General features: G+C 72.1%; 20 protein-coding genes. 6 read left to right on the forward strand and 14 right to left on the reverse strand.

What is annotated here, in order from left to right:
• Window positions 1-166: 166 nt before the first annotated feature.
• The 9 genes from B1H29_RS28050 to B1H29_RS28090 all read right to left on the reverse strand — a co-directional run bounded on the left by B1H29_RS28050 (window position 167) and on the right by B1H29_RS28090 (window position 8,802).
• A complete protein-coding gene (locus B1H29_RS28050) occupies window positions 167-1,000 on the reverse strand; it encodes a pectate lyase (RefSeq protein ID WP_055416285.1) in 834 nt (277 codons plus the stop codon).
• A gap of 112 nt (window positions 1,001-1,112) precedes the next feature.
• The gene (locus B1H29_RS28055) at window positions 1,113-1,964 is read right to left on the reverse strand and encodes a hypothetical protein (RefSeq protein WP_055416284.1); all 852 of its coding nucleotides are present in this window, start codon (window positions 1,962-1,964) and stop codon (window positions 1,113-1,115) included.
• Window positions 1,961-2,527 carry a SigE family RNA polymerase sigma factor gene (locus B1H29_RS28060; RefSeq protein WP_055416283.1) on the reverse strand — a complete coding sequence of 189 codons (567 nt, stop codon included), beginning with the start codon at window positions 2,525-2,527 and terminating at the stop codon, window positions 1,961-1,963. The genes B1H29_RS28055 and B1H29_RS28060 overlap by 4 nt, the downstream gene beginning before the upstream one ends.
• A gap of 160 nt (window positions 2,528-2,687) precedes the next feature.
• Window positions 2,688-4,142, reverse strand: coding sequence for a peptidoglycan D,D-transpeptidase FtsI family protein (locus tag B1H29_RS28065; protein WP_055416282.1), 1,455 nt, complete (start codon window positions 4,140-4,142; stop codon window positions 2,688-2,690).
• A 78-nt stretch (window positions 4,143-4,220) separates the two neighbouring features.
• Entirely contained in the window at window positions 4,221-4,883 is a 663-nt protein-coding gene (locus tag B1H29_RS28070) for a response regulator transcription factor (RefSeq protein ID WP_055416281.1), read from the reverse strand.
• A gap of 312 nt (window positions 4,884-5,195) precedes the next feature.
• A complete protein-coding gene (locus B1H29_RS28075) occupies window positions 5,196-6,476 on the reverse strand; it encodes a sensor histidine kinase (protein ID WP_055416280.1) in 1,281 nt (426 codons plus the stop codon).
• Complete coding sequence (locus B1H29_RS28080) at window positions 6,473-7,477, reverse strand: hypothetical protein (protein ID WP_055416279.1); 1,005 nt, start codon at window positions 7,475-7,477, stop codon at window positions 6,473-6,475. Before B1H29_RS28080 ends, B1H29_RS28075 begins: the two co-directional genes overlap by 4 nt.
• Before the next feature lie 78 nt (window positions 7,478-7,555).
• Entirely contained in the window at window positions 7,556-8,026 is a 471-nt protein-coding gene (locus tag B1H29_RS28085; RefSeq protein WP_055416278.1) for a GNAT family N-acetyltransferase, read from the reverse strand.
• A gap of 2 nt (window positions 8,027-8,028) precedes the next feature.
• Complete coding sequence (locus B1H29_RS28090; RefSeq protein ID WP_055416277.1) at window positions 8,029-8,802, reverse strand: IclR family transcriptional regulator; 774 nt, start codon at window positions 8,800-8,802, stop codon at window positions 8,029-8,031.
• A 142-nt stretch (window positions 8,803-8,944) separates the two neighbouring features.
• Here B1H29_RS28090 and B1H29_RS28095 point away from each other — a divergent pair, with 142 nt between their 5' ends.
• The 5 genes from B1H29_RS28095 (at window position 8,945) to B1H29_RS28115 (ending at window position 13,739) form a co-directional block, all read left to right on the forward strand.
• Complete coding sequence (locus B1H29_RS28095) at window positions 8,945-10,474, forward strand: aldehyde dehydrogenase (NADP(+)) (protein WP_079160873.1); 1,530 nt, start codon at window positions 8,945-8,947, stop codon at window positions 10,472-10,474.
• Between the two features lie 158 nt (window positions 10,475-10,632).
• Window positions 10,633-11,241, forward strand: a complete 609-nt coding sequence (locus B1H29_RS28100; protein ID WP_055416275.1) for a DUF1349 domain-containing protein — start codon at window positions 10,633-10,635, stop codon at window positions 11,239-11,241.
• Between the two features lie 37 nt (window positions 11,242-11,278).
• The gene (locus B1H29_RS28105) at window positions 11,279-11,782 is read left to right on the forward strand and encodes a GNAT family N-acetyltransferase (protein ID WP_199832273.1); all 504 of its coding nucleotides are present in this window, start codon (window positions 11,279-11,281) and stop codon (window positions 11,780-11,782) included.
• A gap of 86 nt (window positions 11,783-11,868) precedes the next feature.
• The gene (locus tag B1H29_RS28110; protein WP_055416274.1) at window positions 11,869-12,582 is read left to right on the forward strand and encodes a DsbA family oxidoreductase; all 714 of its coding nucleotides are present in this window, start codon (window positions 11,869-11,871) and stop codon (window positions 12,580-12,582) included.
• A gap of 98 nt (window positions 12,583-12,680) precedes the next feature.
• The gene (locus B1H29_RS28115) at window positions 12,681-13,739 is read left to right on the forward strand and encodes an aminotransferase class V-fold PLP-dependent enzyme (protein WP_055416273.1); all 1,059 of its coding nucleotides are present in this window, start codon (window positions 12,681-12,683) and stop codon (window positions 13,737-13,739) included.
• Between the two features lie 183 nt (window positions 13,740-13,922).
• Here B1H29_RS28115 and thpD read toward each other — a convergent pair whose 3' ends face one another.
• From thpD to B1H29_RS28140, 5 genes are all read right to left on the reverse strand, one after another.
• Window positions 13,923-14,822, reverse strand: coding sequence for an ectoine hydroxylase (gene thpD, locus B1H29_RS28120; RefSeq protein WP_199832272.1), 900 nt, complete (start codon window positions 14,820-14,822; stop codon window positions 13,923-13,925).
• A gap of 6 nt (window positions 14,823-14,828) precedes the next feature.
• Entirely contained in the window at window positions 14,829-15,227 is a 399-nt protein-coding gene (locus B1H29_RS28125) for an ectoine synthase (protein WP_043374438.1), read from the reverse strand.
• 88 nt (window positions 15,228-15,315) lie between these two features.
• Window positions 15,316-16,587, reverse strand: coding sequence for a diaminobutyrate--2-oxoglutarate transaminase (gene ectB / locus B1H29_RS28130; protein WP_055416272.1), 1,272 nt, complete (start codon window positions 16,585-16,587; stop codon window positions 15,316-15,318).
• Between the two features lie 133 nt (window positions 16,588-16,720).
• Entirely contained in the window at window positions 16,721-17,236 is a 516-nt protein-coding gene (ectA, locus tag B1H29_RS28135) for a diaminobutyrate acetyltransferase (protein WP_055416271.1), read from the reverse strand.
• 328 nt (window positions 17,237-17,564) lie between these two features.
• A complete protein-coding gene (locus tag B1H29_RS28140) occupies window positions 17,565-18,692 on the reverse strand; it encodes a pyridoxal-phosphate-dependent aminotransferase family protein (protein ID WP_055416270.1) in 1,128 nt (375 codons plus the stop codon).
• Window positions 18,693-18,861: 169 nt separating this feature from the next.
• Between B1H29_RS28140 and B1H29_RS28145 the strand changes: the two genes are divergently transcribed.
• Window positions 18,862-19,356: a hypothetical protein gene (locus tag B1H29_RS28145; protein WP_055416269.1), complete on the forward strand. Its 495-nt coding sequence runs from the start codon at window positions 18,862-18,864 to the stop codon at window positions 19,354-19,356.
• Window positions 19,357-19,367 lie beyond the last annotated feature (11 nt).

A 19,367-nucleotide genomic window follows, 5' to 3' on the forward strand; every position in this document is an offset into this window, starting at 1 on the left:
CCGAAACTTTCGGGCCTTCGCGGTTCGCTGACGGCGGACCCCGGCAGGAGAACGCCCCCGCCGGTCGTCACCGGCGGGGGCGTTCGACGGGCCGGCCGAGTGGGGGCTCGGACGGCACACACCGGTCCGGGGGGCGGACCGGTGGATCAGGGTGCGCCCGGGGCGGTCACTCGTAGGTGATGTCCGAGCCGGTGAAGTCGCACGTCTTGCCGTACGGGCCGACCGGGGACAGCTCCTCGGGCTCGTCGCCGGAGTCGTTGCCCTCGAACCGGACACAGGTCTCGATCTTCTTCTTGCCGTCGCCGTGGATGCGGATGTTGCGCAGGGCCGCCGTGTCGCCGTAGTTCTGGTTGACGCCGACGATCGACTTGCCGGGCGCGGTGATGTCCACGTCGTTGATGATGATCGTGCGCTTGTACTGCTTGCCGCAGTTGCCGCAGGAGCGGACCAGCTTGCCGAAGTTCTCGACCTGGAACTTCGAGACGACGAGCTTGCCCGCGCCGTTGAACTGGAGCACCTTGTCGTCGGCGTTCCTCGCGCCGCCGCCGTACACCTTGTACACCGCCGAGGGCGAGGTGCCCTTGAAGCTGGCGGCGTCCTCGCCGACGTCCAGCCACCACACGTTCTGCAGGGTGCAGGAGCCCTTGCAGTGGACGCCGTCGGCGGCCGGGGTGCCGATGACGACGTTCTTCAGGACGGCGCCGTCCGCCAGCTCGAAGACCGGGTCCTGGCCCTCGTCCTGGCCGTCGCCGCCCAGGGCGCCGGTGCCGTAGAACTTCTTCATCCCGCCGTCGTACGTCCCCTTGACCGGGATCGTCGACGAGACGGGCTTGCTGCCGGTGTCCGTGGGCCAGGACGACGCGGCACCCGCGGTGGACAGCATCGTCGTGGTGACGATCGCCGCTCCGGTGAGGCCGAAGGCGGTGGCTCCGGCGATCACGGCCCGCCGCTTGGTGACCCGGCGGCGGTGGCGGACGCGCTGTTCGGCTCGTGCAGTCATGCCCATGTTCCTTGCGTGGGGAGAGGATCTGTGCGCTTCCTGGTCGCCACCGGGGGAGAAAGGGTTGCCGCGTCTTCAGAGGTTTTTCACGGACCGCCGTCACCGGCCGCCGTCACGAGCCGCCGTCGCGGGGCGCGAAGTCGCCCCGCACCGAGAGCCGTTCGGAGGTGGCGGTGGCCGTGGCCGTCGCGGTGTAGCGGTCGCCGCCCGCGTCCCGGCCGCCGCGTTCGTGGTTGTACTGGCCGGCGAACATCCACTCGCCCGCCGGGACCGTACGGCCCTGCTTGAGCGTCCACCGGTGGACGAGGAAACCGTCCCGCTCCTCCACCGTGAACGTGAAGTCCTCCTCCGGCAGCGACCGCCAGGCGCCGGTGGACGTGACCCCGCCCGTCTGCGCCACCCTGAGCTCGACGGTGAGCGCGGTCAGCGGCTCACCGGTCTTGAGGGTGACGTTGCTCTGCGCCCAGAAGTCGTTGCTGTGCGGGTCCACCGAACCGTCCGACCACAGCGGGCCGTCCTCGACGGCGGAGGCGGGCGGCCGGGCGGTCCCGGTCGCGGTCGCGGTCGGCGGCCGGGAGGACGCGGGGGCGTCGGGCGTCCCGGACCCGGAAGCGGTGCCGGACGGCGGGGCGGGCGGCCGGGCCGGGGTGCCGTCCGGTGACGGTGTGGGGGTCGGGGAGGTGGCGACCGAGCGCTGCGGGGGAGCGTCGTCCTTCACCGCGGACGCGACCGCGTAGCCGCCGACCGCGAGGACTCCCGCCACCGCGGCCGTGGCACCGGCCACCCGCGCCCAGCCCAGCAGCGGCGGACGCGTCGCCCGGTGCTGCGCGAGGCGGTCCTGGTCCTGGCCCGCCATGCCGCGCTCGACCCGGGCCAGGATGCGCGCCCGGTCGGGCTCGTGCGCCCCGGCCGCCTCGTGCAGCTTGGCGCGCAGCTCCTCGTCCCGGTCCCGCTGCCCGGTCATCGGTTCCTTCCCGCGGCCTCGCCGCTGCGCGCGATCGCCGCGTGCACCTGCTTCGGAGCCGCCTGTGTCCCGAGCAACCGCTGCAGTTCGGCCATTCCCTTCGACGTCTGGCTCTTCACCGTACCCACCGAGACGCCCAGGGCGAGCGCCGTGTCCTTCTCGGAGAGGTCGAACGCGTGCCGCAGCACCACGCACGCCCGCTTGCGGAACGGCAGCCCGCGCAGCGCCTCCCGGACGTCCACCACACCCGCGACGTCCGGATTCTCCGTCCTCTCCTCGCGCTGCGACCAGAACAGGGCGATCCGCCTGCGCTCCCTCACGGCGGTGCGGACGCGGGTGCGGGCGAGGTTGGCGACGACACCGCGCGCGTACGCCGCCGGATGGTCGGCCGCGCGGACCCGGTCCCAGCGGTGCCACAGGGCCAGCAACGCGTCCGCCGCGAGGTCGTCGGCGGCGTCCGGTTCGCCGGTCAGCAGATGGGCCAGCCGGGAGAGTTCGGCGTAGTGGCGCTCGAAGAAGGCGTGGAACTCCACGGAGGCGGCGTCGTCGACGACTGTCCCCACGGGCGGACTCTCCTCGCAGCGGCTTCCCCGGCGTCGAACAGCCGTGCGCCGGGCCGGAATCCGGAACTGTAGCAGCGTTCGACGCACCGACTGTGCGGTGCGTCGAACGCCGTATGGCAGACCGAACCCGCCGAGGGTCTCAGCCGGCGCCGTCGTCGCACTAGCCCTTGAGGGCCGCCTCCATCATCGCCTTGGCCACGGGGGCCGCCAGGCCGTTGCCGCTGACCTCGGAACGGGCCGCGTCGGACTGCTCGATGATGACCGCCACGGCGACCTCCTTGTCCGACGCGTCGGACTTGGCGTACGAGGTGAACCAGGCGTACGGGGTCTTGCTGTTGTTCTCGCCGTGCTGGGCGGTGCCCGTCTTGCCGCCCACGGTCGCGCCGGGGATCTGCGCGTTCGTCCCCGTGCCCTTGTCGACGACGGTCTCCATGGCCGACTGCAACTGCTCGGCGGTGGAGGAGCTGACGATCCGCTTCGAGTCCGGGTCGGTGTGGTCCTCCAGGACGTCGCCGCCGCTGTCGGTGATCTGCGACACCATGTGCGGGGAGACCAGCTCGCCACCGTTGGCGAGCGCCGCCGACACCATCGCCATCTGCAGCGGGGTCGCCGTCACGTCGAACTGGCCGATGCCCGTCAGGGCCGTCGAGGACTTGTTCATGTCCTTCGGGTACACGCTCGTGTAGGCCCGCACCGGCACGTCCTGCGACGCGTCGTTGAAGCCGAACTTCTCCGCCATCGCCCGCAGTTCGTCCTGGCCGAGATCGACGGCCATCTTCGCGAAGACGTTGTTGCACGAGTACTGCAGCGCGGTACGGATCGTGGCGTCCTCGCAGGGCGCGTTCGGGTTCTCGTTCGTCAGGTCCGTCACGGTGCCCGGCAGGGTGTACGGGTCCGGGCTGTCGGTCTTCTCGTCCACCGACCCGTACAGCCCGTCCTCCAGCGCGGCGGCGGCCACGACCAGCTTGAACGTGGAGCCCGGCGGCAGCGGCTGGCGCAGCGCGCGGTTGGTCAGCGGCTTGTCCGGGTCGCTGGTCAATCTCTCCCAGGCCGCACCGGCGGTGTTGGCGTCGGTCAGCGACGTCGGGTCGTAGGAGGGGGTCGACACGACCGACAGGATCCTGCCCGTCTTCGGGTCGATCGCGACGGCGGCGCCCTTGGTCTCGCCCAGCGCCTCGAAGCCGGCCTTCTGCACGTCCGGATCGATCGTCGTCACCACGTTGCCGGGCTCGGCCCGCGTACCGGTGATCGTGTCCATCACGGTCTTCAGCCGCGGGTCGGTGCCGTTGAGCACGTCCTGGTAGATGCCCTCCAACTGCGTCGGCGCGTACGCCTGCGAGGCGTAACCCGTCACCGCCGCGTACAGCCTGCCGTTCTCGTACGTTCGCTTGTAGGCGAGGTCACCGCCCTCCGTCGGCGCCGAGCCGGTGATCGACCGGCCGGCCACGATGATGTTCCCGAGCGGCTCCGCGTAGGTCTCGATCGCGTTCCGCCGGTTTTCCTTGTCGTCCGCGAGTGCCCGGCCCTCGTAGAACTGCACCCAGGTCGCCCTGATCAGCAGAGCGAACACCAGGAGCAGCGTGAAGACCGATGCGCGCCTGATCGTCTTGTTCATCCCGCTGGGAGGACGAACGGGACGGAGCGAATCGTTCCGTGCGCCCCGATTTCTCATCTTCCGTTCATGAAGCCGGCGTCACGAGACCGGCTTGGTGAAACCCGCCTCGTAGGCCCGGATGACGGCCTGGGTGCGGTCCCGGGCGCCGGTCTTCGCCAGCACCGACGCCACATGGGTCTTCACCGTGGCCGGCCCCACCCGCATGCGCCCGGCGATCTCCGCGTTGGTCAGCCCGGTCGCCATCAGGCGCAGCACCTCGCCCTCGCGTTCCGTGAGCCGCGCCACCCAGGCGGGTGCGGCGGGGTGGGCGCGCGCGTGCTCGGCCGCCAGCGTCCGCACCGCCGACGGGAACAGCAGGGTGTCGCTGTGCGCCACCAGCCGTACGGCCCGGACGAGCGTGTCGGCGTCGGCGCGCTTGAGCAGGAAACCGGCGGCCCCGGCGCGCAGGGCGTCGTAGACGTAGGAGTCGTTCTCGAAGGTGGTCACGACCACGATGCGGGGTGGTGCGTCGAGTGTGGCGAGGATCTGCTCGGTGGCCCGGATGCCGTCGACCTCCGGCATCCGGACGTCCATGAGGACCACGTCCGGCCGGGTCTCCCGCACGAGGGACACGGCCTCGGCCCCGGTGGCCGCCTCACCGGCGACCTCCAGATCCGGTTCGGCGGAGAGGATGGCGCGCAGGGCGGTGCGGACCATGCGTTCGTCGTCGGCCAGGACGACGCGGATCGCGGGACGGGTCACGGGGTCCTCAGCGGGCGGGTCACACGGTCTCCTTCGGTCGGGCGGGGTGCGGGGTTTCCGGTCTTCTTGGGTCGGGCGGGGTGCGGGGCTTCCGGTCTTCTTGGGTCGGGCGGGGCGCGGGGCTTCCGGTCTTCTTGGGTCGGGCGGGGTGCAGGGCTTCCGGTCTTCTTGGGTCGGGCGGGGTGCGGGGTTCCCGGTCTTCTTGGGTCCGGTGGGGCACAGGGCTTCCGGTTTCTTGCGGCCGGCGGGGCGCGGGGCTCGGTCTTCTTCGGGCGGGTGGCGTACCGGGCCTCGGCTTTCCCCGGGCGGGGGTCACGCGTTGCCCTTCAGCGGCAGCCGGACGTGGAGCCGCCAGATCCCCTCGACGGTGCCCGCCTCGGCCGCGCCGCCCAGCAGGCGGGCCCGGTCGGCGATGCCGCGCAGGCCGTGGCCGCCGCCCGGGCGCCGGGTGTCACCGCTCTCACCGTCCCGGCCGTGCGGGCCGTCCGCGCGGAGGGGGTTCTCGACGGTGATCCGCAGGTGATCGTCCAGCATGTCGACGCGCAGCGCCACGGTGACCTGTCCGCCCGCGTGCCTGAGCGCGTTGCTCAACCCCTCCTGCACGATGCGGTACGCCTCGCGGGAGACCAGCGGCGGCAGCCCCTCCGGGTCGGTGGCGACGGTGGACGTCACCCGCAGTCCGCCCGCGCGGGTGCGGCGCAGCAGGCCGTCGAGGTCGGCGGCGAGCGTCGGCGCCGGCGCGGTGCCGGGCGCGTCGCCGTCGCGCAGGACGCCCAGTACGGCGTCGAGTTCACCGACCGTGCGGCGGGTGGTGTCCTCGATCGCGGCCAGCGCCTCGCGGGCGAACTCCGGGTCGGTGTCCAGGACCCGGCGGGCGGCACTGGCCTGGAGGGTCACCGCGCTCAGGGCGTGGCCGACGGAGTCGTGCAGCTCGCGGGCGAGCCGGTTGCGGACGGCGAGGTCGGCCGCGCGGGCCTCGGCCGCCGCGACCCGGTCCCCGGGGGACGGGCCCAGCAGCGCGGGCGCCCAGCGGGCCAGCAGCGCGCCGCACCCGGCGGCGCAACCGGCGAGCGCGACCAGCATGGCGGCGCCGGCGACCGGCGCGAGCGCGAGCGCCCAGGCGTGGTGGAGGACACCGGGCAGCCCTCTCCCGTCGTCGCGCAGTGCCGGCACGAAGGGCAGGACGATCAGCGCGACCGCGAACGGCGGCACCGCCAGCGACATCCCCGCGATGATCCCGCCGGTCCCCAGATGCAGGGTGAACCAGGCCGCCGTCCGCCCCTTCTCGCCCTTGGTCCGGGCGGGCCCGTAGGCGAGCCCGTCGGCCGCCACACCGCACAGCCACCGCACGACGCCGGACTCCAGGGGACGGGTCAGCGGGAACAGCGAGGTGACGGCGGCGAGCGGCAACCCGAGGGCGAACGAGGCCAGTTGCAGGGACAGGGAGCGGAAGACGTCCGCGTCCCCGGCGACCGGGCCGACGACGACCGAGCCGACGAGGACGTACGGCATGGCGAGCGCGCCGCCGAGGATCAGGTGGATCCACCGCAGGCGCGCCCGCCGGCCGAACAGGAACCGGGCGAGTGCGGTCACGGCCGGGTACCGACGGCGGCCGACCGCGCGATGAGGAACCGCGCGCCGACGGCGGCGGGAAGGAAGCCGACGATCATCTGGGCAGCGTAGGTGAGGATCATGAGCTGTGTCGGGCGGTCGGCGGGTTCGTCCGGCCCGATCACCGAGGCGAGGAGCATCCAGCCGCCCCAGCAGGCCACCGCACCGGAGCAGACCCACGTCACGGCGAGCGGCACCGTCACCGGCAGGACGCGTGCGCGGCGCAGGGCGAGCAGCAGGCCGCCGGTGACGGCCAGGACGAGGAAGACGACGTACAGGCCCTCCAGCACGTAGAAGTCACTGGTGCGGTCCGCCGCCCGGCCCTCGCTGAGCCCGGCGGTGCCGCCGCACGCCCAGAACAGCCGGACGGCGAGCGGGAACAGCGCGAGCACCGCGGCCGCCGCGGCGGTGGCCTTCGAGGCCCTCCCGGTGACCGCGACCGGCAGATCCCACATCCGCCCGCGCCACAGACGCCCCCAGCGGTCGCGGGCGTAGAGCACGAACAGGGCGCCGAGGGCGAGCCCCTGCACGATGAAGCCGGTGTAGACGACCGCGAAGACCCACTCGTGGAGGAAGGCCGCACGGCCCGACACGGACGCGGCCCCGCCGTCGTCGGTCAGCGCCCTGCCCAGGAGCTGCAGCGGGAACCCGGCCATGATCGGCGCGAGCAGCCCGGTGGCGACCCACACCGGGAACGCCAGCAGCCACGCGGGCAGCCGCAGGCCCCACGGCCGGGTCAGCACCAGCGCGAGGACGATGACGAAGCTGTCCAGCAGGACCGAGACCCCGTTGGCGATGATCATCGTCACCCGGTGGTCCAGCAGCACGCTGTCGGCCGGGATACCCGCCTCGCTCCCCGCGATCCAGGCGGCCTTGAGCCCGAGGTACGGCAGGCAGGCGAGGACGGCGACCGCGCGGAGCAGCCGGCGGGTCCGGGCGGGCGAGGCGGCGCGGGCGGGGGTGGGTGCGAGCGTCTGCGTCATGCCTCCACGCTCCCGCGCGGACACCCCCGGGCGCCTCCTGCGCACCGACGATCCGCCTCCGCCGCGCGGCGGAACGGGTCAGCCCGCGAGGTGGAGCACGACCTCGTCGATCTCCTCGCCCCGCGCCGGGGCGAACCCCCGGGCGTGGGCGCTCTGCTCGAATCCGCACTTCTCCAGGACGCGCAGCGACCCGGTGTTGTCCGCCGCCGCCCGCGCGTACAGCGGGCGGTCCGGTACCTCGGCCAGCAGGACCCGCAGCGCCGCGGTGGCCACGCCCCGGCCCCAGTAGGCCCGGTCCACCCAGTACGTCACCTCGCGCTCGCCCGGCTCCCCGTACACCGCCGCGCTGCCGATGACGTCACCGTCGCCGAGGATCGTCCGTACGACGTCGACCGAGGCCCGGATCTTTCTCCAGTGGGTCTCGAAAGCGTCCCAGTCCGCCGGGTCCTCGGGCGTGAAGGCCGCCATGCGCAGGGCCTGGGGATCGTTCATCTGCCGGAAGAAGACGGGCAGGTCGCTGTCGTGTACCTCGCGCAGAGCGATGTGCATGGTCAGAGCCTACGCGTGGCCAGTGTCAGCCGGTCGCGCGCGTCGAACAGCGCGTCCTTCACCATCTGTTCGTGCGCGGGAGTCAGCCGCGCCACCGGCACCGAGCAACTGATCGCGTCCCGCGCCGGGGTGCGGTAGGGGACCGCCACGCCGAAGCAGCGCAGGCCCAGGGTGTTCTCCTCGCGGTCGACGGCGAAGCCCTGCTCCCGCACCTGGTGCAGCTCCTCGATGAGCTTCTCCCGGTCGGTGATGGTGTGCTCGGTCAGCGCGGGCAGCGTCTCCGGGAGCAGCTTGCGGACCTGCTCGTCGGTGTACGTGCTCAGCAGCGCCTTGCCCAGCGACGTCGAGTGCGCGGGCAGCCGGCGGCCGACCCGGGTGAACGGCCGCAGGTAGTGCTGCGACTGGCGGGTGGCGAGGTAGACGACGTTCGTGCCGTCCAGGCGCGCGAGGTGGATGGTCTCCGTGGTGTCGTCGGAGAGCCGGTCCAGCGTCGGCCGCGCCGCGGCGACCACCTCGTCGCCGTCGATGTACGACGTGCCGACCAGCAGCGCCCGCACACCGATGCCGTACCGCGTGCCCGTCGCGTCCGTCTCCACCCAGCCCAGCTCCACCAGCGTGCGCAGCAGCATGTAGAGACTGGACTTGGGGTAACCGACGGCCTCCTGGACCGACGCGAGGGAGTGCATACCGGGGCGTCCGGCGAAGTACTCGAGCAGCTCAACCGTCCGCACCGCGGACTTGACCTGCGCTCCGCCCCCCGTCTCGACAGCCGACATCGCCCTTGACCCCTTCGTTCGACGGGAAATAGTCTCCAACAGCATATTCATCATCAGAGACAGCGTTCAGTATATCGAACGACTCCGATGCGGAGCACGCTCCGGAGCACGTTCCGATGCAGAGCACGTGGAGGGACCCGCGGTGGCAGCAGCACCAGTCTGGAGTGTCGACCCCCGTACCGGGAAGCAGCGTGAACAGGTCGCGGTGGAAGCCACGGCCCAGGAGGTGGACGCCGCCGTCCGCGCCGCGCACGCCGCCCGGGACGCGCTCGCCGACCGTACCGTGCGCGCGGCGTTCCTGCGCACCGCCGCCGACGAGCTGAAGGCGGCCGAGAGCACCCTCGTCGAGGTGGCCGACGCGGAGACCGCGCTCGGCCCGGTCCGGCTCACCGGTGAACTCGCCCGCACCTGCTACCAACTGCGGGCCTTCGCCGACATCGTCGACGAGGGCGAGTTCCTCGGCGTGGTCGTCAACCACCCCGACGACACCGCGACCCCGCCGATCCCGGACCTGCGCCGCTACAAGGTGCCGCTCGGCGTCGTCGCCGTCTACTCGGCCTCCAACTTCCCCTTCGCCTTCTCCGTCCCGGGCGGCGACACCGCGAGCGCGCTCGCGGCCGGCTGCCCGGTCGTCGTCAAGTCCCACCCCGACCACCCGGGCCTGTCCGAGCTGGTCGCCAAGGTGCTGCGCCGGGCAGCGGCCCGGCACGACATCCCGGACGGCGTCCTCGGCCTGGTGCACGGCTTCGAGGCCGGCGTCGAACTGATCAAGCACCCGCTGGTCGCGGCGGCCGGCTTCACCGGGTCCGTACGCGGTGGCCGCGCGCTGTTCGACGCGGCGGCCGCCCGCCCCGTCCCGATCCCCTTCCACGGCGAGCTGGGCTCGCTGAACCCGGTCGTCGTCACGGAGGCGGCGGCCGCGGAGCGGGCGGAGGCGATCGGCGCGGGCCTGGCCGGTTCGATGACGCTGGGCGTCGGCCAGTTCTGCGTGAAGCCCGGCCTGGTCCTGGTGCCGGCGGGCGCCGCCGGTGACGGTCTGGTCAAGTCCCTCACCGACGCGGTCAGCGACACCGACGCCGGGGTGCTGCTCGACCACCGCATGCGGGACAACTTCGTCGCCGGGGTCGCCGAGCGCGCGGCGCTGCCCGACGTGGACTCCCCGGTGACGCCGGGCTCGGGCGGCGAGCACACCGTCGCCGCCGGGTTCCTGACCGTGCCGGCCGGGCGGCTGACGGCGGAGGGCGAGCACGACCTGCTCCTCGAGGAGTGCTTCGGGCCGGTCACCGTGGTGGCCCGCTACGAGGACGAGGCCGAGGTGCGGGGCGTGCTGTCCCGGCTCCCCGGCAACCTCACGGCGACCGTGCAGCTCTCCGCCGACGAGGCGGCGGGCCGGGGGCGCGGGGCGGAGATCCTCGCCGAGTTGACGCCGTTGGCCGGACGGGTGCTGGTGAACGGCTGGCCGACCGGGGTCGCCGTGGCCGCGGCGCAGCAGCACGGGGGGCCCTACCCGGCCACCACGTCGACGTCCACGTCGGTCGGCGGTACGGCGATCGAGCGGTGGCTGCGGCCGGTCGCGTACCAGGGGACGCCTGAAGCGCTGCTGCCGCTCGAGCTGCGGGACGGCAATCCGCTGGGGCTTCCTCGCCGGTTCAACGGGGTTCTGGAGCGGTAACCCAGTGGGGGCGCGGGTCGGTCGCGGCTGCGGGCTGCGGGCTGCGGGCTGCGGGCTGCGGGCTGCGGGCTGCGCGCTGCGCGCTGCGGGCTGCGCGCGGCCGGTCGCGCGGTTCCCCGCGCCCCTGGGACGTCCACCGGTCCTGAGAGGATCACCTGATGGATCTCGCACTGCCCGAACTGCCCTTTCCCCTCCGCGTCCACGGCCCCGAGGGGAACTGGTCCTACGAGGACGGCGTCCTCACCGGAACCGCCGGTCCCCGGCAGGACCGGTTCGTGCCGCCCACCGGCGAGGCGCTGGAGTCCGCGTCCGACGCGCCCCGGCTGCTGGGCGCTCCGGACGGGGACTTCCAGTTGATCGCCCGTGTCACGGTCGGCTTCAACGGCGCCTTCGACGCCGGGGTCCTCTACGTCCACGTCGGCGAGCGGGCCTGGGCCAAGCTCTGCCTGGAGTACTCCCCGGACGTGCCCACCGTCTGCACGGTGGTCACCCGGGGACACTCCGACGACTGCAACTCCTTCACGGTGGAGGGGAGTTCCGTCTGGCTGCGGGTCAGCCGGGCCGGACGGGCCTTCGCCTTCCACGCCTCCCTCGACGGCGAGCGCTGGACCTTCGTCCGGCTGTTCACCCTGGGGGACGAGAAGGAAACCGGCGCGGCACTGGTCGGCTTCATGGCCCAGGCGCCGACGGGGCAGGGGTGCGAGGTGACGTACGACCACCTGGAGTTCCGGCCGGCCTGGCCGGCGGACCTGCGCGACGGCGGCTGACGCAACCGGGCGGTCCGGATCCCGCGTCCTGTGTTGCGTGATCGACGAACGTGTGACCGGAATCCGCGTGATCCGTACCGTCCTGCCCGCCGAGGCGGAGACCGTCGCCGCCCTGCACCGGCGGGCCAGGGCGACGTACTACCCGGACGGGCTCCCCGACGACGGCTTCGACTGGGTGGCCGTCTGGCGCCGCGCCGCCGAGCGGGCCGACGCGCACGTGCTGTGCGCCGTGGAGCGGGGCGGCCTCGTCGGCATCGCCTCCTTCCGGGTGCCGGACGACGGCCCCTCGGAGACGGTCAAGCTGTTCCAGTTCCACGTCGACCCCGACCACTGGCGCACCGGCGTCGGCACCGCCCTGCACTCGGCCTGCGTCGATCAGTGGCGGGCCGACGGCAGGCGGGCGGCCGTCCTGGACGTGCACGTCGACAACCTGCGCGCCCAGGCCTTCTACGCCCGCCGGGGCTGGGTCCCCGACCCGGAGTACCCGCCCGCCGAGGGCGACCACCACCTGTTCCTGCGCTTCCGCGTGCCGGCGCGATGACACGGGAATGAGGCCCGCCGCCCGGACGTTCCCGTACGAGGCGAAGAGGGCCTTCGCACCCGTACGACCTGGAGAAGAGCCGAGACATGCGCGTCGAGATCTGGAGCGACATCGCCTGCCCGTGGTGCTACGTGGGCAAGGCCCGCTTCGAGAAGGCGCTGGCGGCCTTCCCGCACCGTGACGGCGTCGAGGTGGTCCACCGCTCGTTCGAGCTGGACCCCGGGCGGGCCAAGGACGACGTCCAGCCCGTGCTGACGATGCTCACCGCCAAGTACGGCATGAGCGAGGCGCAGGCGCGGGCCGGTGAGGACAACCTCGGTGCGCAGGCCGCCGCCGAGGGACTCGACTACCGCACCCGGGACCGCGACCACGGCAGCACCTTCGACATGCACCGGCTGCTGCACCTCGCCAAGGAGCGGGGCCGGCAGGAGGCGCTGCTGGACGCGTTCTACCGGGCCAACTTCGCCGACGAGCGCTCCGTCTTCAACGACGACGAGCGGCTCGTGGAGCTGGCCGTCACCGCCGGTCTGGACGCGGTCGCGGCGCGCGAGGTGGTCGCCGACGCCACCGCCTACGCCGACGAGGTGCGCGCCGACGAGCGCGAGGCCGCGCAGCTCGGCGCCACGGGGGTGCCGTTCTTCGTGCTCGACCGGGCGTACGGCGTCTCGGGCGCCCAGCCCGCCGAGGTCTTCGACCAGGCGCTGACGCAGGCGTGGGGCGAGCGCACACCGCTGAAGCTGATCGACGACGGGGACGCCGAGGCGTGCGGCCCGGACGGGTGCGCGGTGCCCCGGAACTGAGAATGCGCAGGTGGGAGCCCGTCCATAAGCGTTGCTTGGAGGAATCGCGTAGAAATACGCAATGGACGGGGAGGTCGCGGGGACGCACAGTGGTGCCCATGGAGAGCTTCGAGAACCTCGTCCGTGCCGAGTTCGCCCCGAAGACCACGTACCTGAACACCGCCGGCACCGGCCTGCTGCCCGCCCGGACCCTCGCCGCGATGCGTGACGCGGCGGCGTCCGCGGCCGCGGGGCAGCCGTTCGACATGTTCGCCGACGTCGAGGCGTGCCGCTCCGCCTTCGCCCGGCTCGTGGGGGTGCCCGCCACCAGGGTCGCGGCCGGCGCCTCGGTCGCCACGTTCAGCGGGCTCGTCGCCGCCTCGCTGCCCGCGGGCGCCGAAGTCCTCACCGCGGAGGCCGACTTCAGCTCCCTGGTGAACCCCCTGCACACGCGTTGGGACCTGAAGGTGCGCAGCGTGCCGCTGGAGCGGATCGCCGAGTCGGTGGGACCGGACACCGCGCTCGTCGCGGTCAGTTCCGTCCAGTCCGCCGACGGGCGGATCGCGGACCTCGCCGCGCTGCGGGACGCCGCCCGGGCGCACGGCGCGCGGACGCTGGTCGACGCCTCCCAGTCGAACGGGTGGCTGCCGCTGGCCGCGGACGACTTCGACTACGTGGCCGCCGTCGCCTACAAGTGGGTGCTCTGTCCCCGCGGCGTCGCCTTCCTCGTCGTACCCGAGGACTTGGGAGCGGCTGCCGGACTGACCCCGCTGTTCGCGGGGTGGGCGTCGGGTGAGCGTCCCTGGGAGAGCTGCTACGGCCCCGTCGAGGAACTCGCGCACTCCGCACGGCGTTTCGACGAGAGCCCGGCTCTCCTGTCCTACGCGGGTGCCCGGCACTCGCTGGCCCTGATCGAGGAGCTCGGCGTGGCCGCGGTGCACGCCCACGACACCGCGCTCGCCGACGGGTTCCGGGAGGGAGTGCGCTCACTGGGCCACGAGCCGGTGCCCGCGCCGGGCTCCGCGATCGTGTCCGTGCCCGGACTCGGCCACCGGCAGGGCGAGCTGAGCGGGGCCGGCGTGCAGGTCTCCGACCGGGCGGGCAATCTGCGGGCCGCGTTCCACGTCTACAACTCCGCGGCGGACGTCGACCGGCTGCTGGACGTGCTGGCGGGCTGAGACGGTTCCGGCGCCCTTCCGGCGCCCTTCGGTCCGGCTTCCTTCCGCGCGCTTCCGGTGCCCGGAAAGCGCCGCAGGGGCGTCGGGGAAGCGCCGGAAGGGCGCCGTGAATGGGCCGGGACAGTATCGGGCAGGGGCCTCCCGTCCCACACGAAAAGGCCCCTGCCCGAGATCAGATGCGGGTCACTTCACCGGTGTGAAGTCCCGCGCCCCGATGAAGTCCGGCCGCCGGATCGGTGCCGCGAACGGCTCGACCGCCGTGTTCTCCACGCTGTTGAACACGATGAACACGTTGCTGCGCGGGAACGGCGTGATGTTGTCGCCGGAACCGTGCATGCAGTTGCAGTCGAACCAGGTCGCCGAGCCGGCCTTGCCGGTGAACAGCTTGATGCCGTACTCCGAGGCCATCTTCGTCAGCGCCTCGTCGGACGGCGTCCCCGCGTCCTGCATCTGCAGGGACTTCTTGTAGTTGTCCTTCGGCGTGGCCCCCGCGCACCCGAGGAACGTCTTGTGCGACCCCGGCATGATCATGAGACCGCCGTTGGTGTCGTAGTTCTCGGTGAGCGCGATCGAAACCGAGATCGTCCGCATGTTCGGCAGGCCGTCCTCGGCGTGCCAGGTCTCGAAGTCCGAGTGCCAGTAGAAGCCGCTGGCCCCGAAGCCCGGCTTGACGTTGATCCGGGACTGGTGGACGTAGACGTCCGAGCCGAGGATCTGCCGGGCGCGCCCGACCACGCGCTCGTCCCGCACCAGCTTGGCGAAGACCTCGCTGATCTTGTGCACCTCGAAGACCGACCGGATCTCCTTGGACTGCGGCTCCACGATCGAGCGCGCGTCCGCGCGGATGGCCGGGTCGGTGGTGAGCCGCTCCAGCTCGCGCCGGTAGACGTCGACCTCGTCCGGTCCGATGAGCTGGTCGATGGCGAGGAAGCCGTCGCGGTCCAGCGCCTGCAGGTCACCGGCCGAGACGGGACCGGGCGTGTCCGGGGAGCCCCAGACGACCGGGTCCTGCCGGGGAGTCGCCACCTCGGTGGCGCCGCGGGTGGGATAGAGATCGGTGACGTTCGTGGTCGTGATGGTCACGGTGACTCACACCTCCTCGGTGAGCAGCGGGTAGACGCCGTTCTCGTCGTGATCCTCCCGTCCGGTCACGGGCGGGTTGAAGACACAGATGCAGTGGAAGTCCTCCTTGACCTTGAGCGTGTGCCGCTCGTGGCCGTTGAGGAGGTACATCGTGCCCGGGGTGATGTGGTACGTCTTCCCGGTCTCGCGGTCGGTCAACTCGGCGTCGCCCTTGGTGCAGACGACGGCCTCGATGTGGTTCGCGTACCACATGGACGTTTCCGTACCCGCGTACAGAATCGTCTCGTGCACGGAGAAGCCGACCTTCTCCTTCGCGAGGACGATGCGCTTGCTCTCCCAGGTGCCGGACGCCGACTTCACGTGCCGGTCGGTGCCTTCGATCTCCTTGAACGAACGGACGATCACGGTGTTGCGATGCCTCCTAGGTGAAGGGTGTGCAAGGGTCCCCGGCGCCTTCGGCCGCATGGGCCGAAGGCGCCGGAAGTAGGTGCTGTCAGGCGGTCTCGCGCACGGCCCGCGCGAGGGTCTTCATGCCCTCGTCCAGCTCGTCGGGCGTGATGGTGAGCGCCGGGAGCAGCTTGACGACCTCGCTCTCGGGGCCGGACGTCTCGATGAGCAGCCCGAGTTCGAAGGCGCGCCCCGCGACCTTGCCCGCACGGTCCTTGTCGTGGAACTCCAGGCCCCAGACCAGACCGCGGCCGCGGTACTCCTTGACGTCGGCGAGGTTCTCCTCGGTGATGGCGATCATGTGCTGCTCGACCTGCTCACCGCGGGCGCGGGTCTGCTTCTCCATCGCCGACCCGTCGGCCCAGTACGCCTCGAGCGTGGCGGTCGCCGTGACGAAGGCGGGGTTGTTGCCGCGGAAGGTGCCGTTGTGCTCGCCCGGCTCCCAGACGTCCAGCTCCGGCTTGAACAGGGTCAGCGCCATGGGCAGGCCGTAGCCGCTGATCGACTTGGAGACGGTGACGATGTCCGGCGTGATGCCCGCCTCCTCGAAGGAGAAGAAGGCGCCGGTACGGCCGCAGCCCATCTGGATGTCGTCGACGATGAGCAGCATGTCCTGGCGTTCGCACAGCTCGGACAGGGCGCGCAGCCACTCGGTCCGGGCGACGTTGATGCCGCCCTCGCCCTGCACGGTCTCGACGATCACGGCGGCCGGCTTGTTCAGGCCGGAGCCCTGGTCCTCGAGCAGCCGCTCGAACCACAGGAAGTCCTCGACGGTGCCGTCGAAGTAGTTGTCGAACGGCATGGGCGTGCCGTGCACCAGCGGGATGCCGGCGCCGGCCCGCTTGAAGGCGTTGCCGGTCACGGCGAGCGAGCCCAGCGACATGCCGTGGAAGGCGTTGGTGAACGAGACGATCGACTCGCGCCCCTTCACCTTCCGCGCCAGCTTGAGCGCGGACTCCACGGCGTTGGTGCCCGTCGGGCCCGGGAACATGACCTTGTACGGCAGGTCACGCGGCCGGAGCACCAGGTTCTGGAACGTCTCCAGGAAGCGGCGCTTGGCGGTGGTCGACATGTCGAGCCCGTGCGTGACGCCGTCCCGCTCCAGGTAGTCGATCAGTGCGCGTTTCAGTACGGCGTTGTTGTGCCCGTAGTTGAGCGAGCCCGCTCCGGCGAAGAAGTCGAGGTACTCGTGGCCGTCCTCGTCGTACATGCGGCTGCCGAGCGCACGGTCGAAGACGGTGGGCCAGCCGCGGCAGTAGCTGCGCACCTCGGACTCGACTGTCTCGAAGACACTGAGGTCGGGCTGGGTGATGGTCACGACGAATCGCTCCTCGTTGGGTGAGGGTGGGAGAGGAAGGTCGTACGGATCCGGGGGACCGGTGCGGTCCCGGCCGGGAAGTCTGAAGGGCCGGACTGGCACGGGGTGCCGGGCCGTCCGGGCGACCGGTCGGTCAGTGGGCGGCGGCGGGCAGTGGCCCGATGCGGTACAGGACCTCGGGCTCGTGGGGCCCGTCGGGGAAGAGGTCCGTGTCGAACAGCACTTCGCGCTCCAGTCGGGCGCCGTGCCGCTCGGCGAACGAGGTGAACAGTCGCTGGGAGGCGGTGTTGTCGGGCGAGATCGTGGTCTCCAGGGTGGTCAGCCCGCACTCCGACACGGTCCGGGCGGCCAGCCCGTCGAGCAGGGCGGCGGCCAACTTCCGTCCACGGTACGCCTGGTCCACCGCCACCTGCCACACGAGCAGGGTGTCCGGCCGGTCCGGTCGTACGTAACCGGTGACGAAGCCGACCGGCTCACCGCGCTCGTCCCGGGCGACGGCCGACGTGGCGGCGAAGTCCCGGCACCAGAGCAGATAGCTGTAGGACGAGTTCAGGTCGAGGACCTTCGAATCCCTTGCTATCCGCCACAGGGCGGCCCCGTCGGCCACTCTCGGACGGTCGATTTGCAGGTCTGCTTGCGCGGCAGTCATGCAAATAAAATTTACCCAGCGAAATTTGAAATTGCATCGCCGGATGGGGTTACGTATGAGCGCGTCATGTGTTATCACGCGGGCGCGTGCCGCCGCGCGAGGTGGCGGCGATGTGTCATAATTTGACCTGGTCATAGGCCGCAAAACGGGCAGCATGTGGATCGGGTCACAATCGCGTAACCCGTGCGAGACGTGCCCGAAATGCGAAGGTCGAGGTTCGTGAAATCTTTGTGTTTAGGTCTCGGGAAAGCGGGCAGAAGAATACGGGAAGCTGTGCTGAGCGTAATTACTTAATTCTGTTTGTGTGAGCTTCGGGAATTCCCTGAATTCACGCTTCCGAAAGGCCGGGTCCCGCGGGCCGGGCCCAGGCGTCCTCGACGGCCCGCCGAGCCGCCTCCGGATCGGCCTTCAGCCCCTTCTCGGCCAGCACGGCACCCAGTGCCGCCAGGCAGCCCCGCACGGCCCCGCGCGTCGCGCCCGGACCGTAGTGGTTGACGCGGATCATCTCCCCGGCCAGCGCGCCCCCGCCCGCGGCCAGCGGCAGCGCCGGGTCGGACTCCAGGGCCCGGGCGACCAGCTCCGAGGCGTCGACGTCCGGCGGCGTCCGCAGCGTCGTCGCGACCGGCGCCGCGTCCCGGGCCTCGTACACGTAGGGCTCCAGGACCCCCAGCGCGAGCGCGCCGGCCCGGGTGGCCGCGGCGGCCGACGCGTGCCGCGCCATCACCCTCTGCGGGCCCTCGGCCTCGATGCGCTTCACGCACGCCTGAAGCGCGAGCATCTCCAACTGCGCCGGAGCGTGCGGCAGCGCCTTGCGCCCGCCGTCGATCCAGCGCTCCTTCCAGTCCAGCAGCGAGAGGTACGAGCGGCGCGGCGCCCCGGGGTTCGCCGCCATCCGCGCCCACGCCCGCTCGCTCACCGACACCGCCGACACCCCGGCCGGACCGCCCATCGCCTTCTGCGCGCCGATGACGCACAGGTCCACCCCCCACGCGTCCGGCAGTACCGGCTCGGCGCCCACCGAGGCCACGGCGTCCAGGTAGAACAGCGCGCCGTGCGCCCGGACCACCTCGCCGATCTCCGCGACCGGGTTGGTGTTCCCGGTCGCCGCCTCGGCGTGCACCAGGGACACGAAGTCGATCTCCGGGTGCCGGGCGAAGGCCTGGCGGACCTGCTCGGCGGACACGGCCGTGTGGAACGGCACGGAGAGGTCGTGCACGGTCGCGCCGCAGTCCCGCAGCCAGTCCCCGAACGTCTGCCCGTACGGCCCCGTGACGACGTTCAGCGCGACGGTGCCCGGCCCCGCGGCGGCGCGGATCGCGCCCTCCAGCGGCAGCAGTGCCTCGCCCTGCATGATCACGACGTCCTGGCCGGTGCCGAGCAGGCCCGCGACCTGGTCCTCGATCGCGGCGAAACGGCCGGCGCTCAGCGGGGCGAGGTCCAGGAAGGGGTGGGTCACTGTGGTGCTCTCTTCGCTCACGGGCAGGTGTACGGCACGTACGAAGTCGAGAGTAACCACGGCCCCAGCCGCCACTCGCGCCGGAGGGCATCCGTTGCGACACCCCCACGCCCGGAATTGTGGCTTCCGCCACAGCGGTGATGATCGTCGGGCTGGTGGACTCGGACCCGTGTTCGCTCTTCTGCTGCTCGTCCTCGTGGCGGTCGTGACCGCCGTCGTCCTCGGCCGCCGCGCCGGGACGTACGCCCGCACCGCCCCCGAGGACGCCGCTCCCGCGCCCGCCCGCCCCGGTGGGGGGTTCCGCGTACTGGCGGGGTGCGCCGGTGCGGCCGCCGCCGTGCTGTACGCCTGGGGCGCGCTGTGTGTGGCGTTCGCGGTCATGGAGGCGGAGGACGGCGGCACGGGATCGGCGCCGTTGCGGCCCTGCCGCACGAGTGAGCACCCGGAGCTGTCCGCCCGGATCGTCGACTACTCGGCCTCCTACCTGCCCCTCCGCTTCCGCTGCGAGACCGCCGACGGCGACGGATACGACTCCGACAACGTCCCCGGCTACGTCAACCCCGGCGTCGCCGTCCTCGCCCTGACCGCCGCGGCGGGCGCCGTCGCGGCCGGGTACGCGACCGAGTCCCGCGCCCGCGCGGCAGCACGGAAGGAGGCCCGGTAGACCGGGCCTTC

This window comes from Streptomyces pactum (assembly GCF_002005225.1).
GTDB classification, from domain to species: Bacteria; Actinomycetota; Actinomycetes; order Streptomycetales; family Streptomycetaceae; genus Streptomyces; species Streptomyces pactum_A.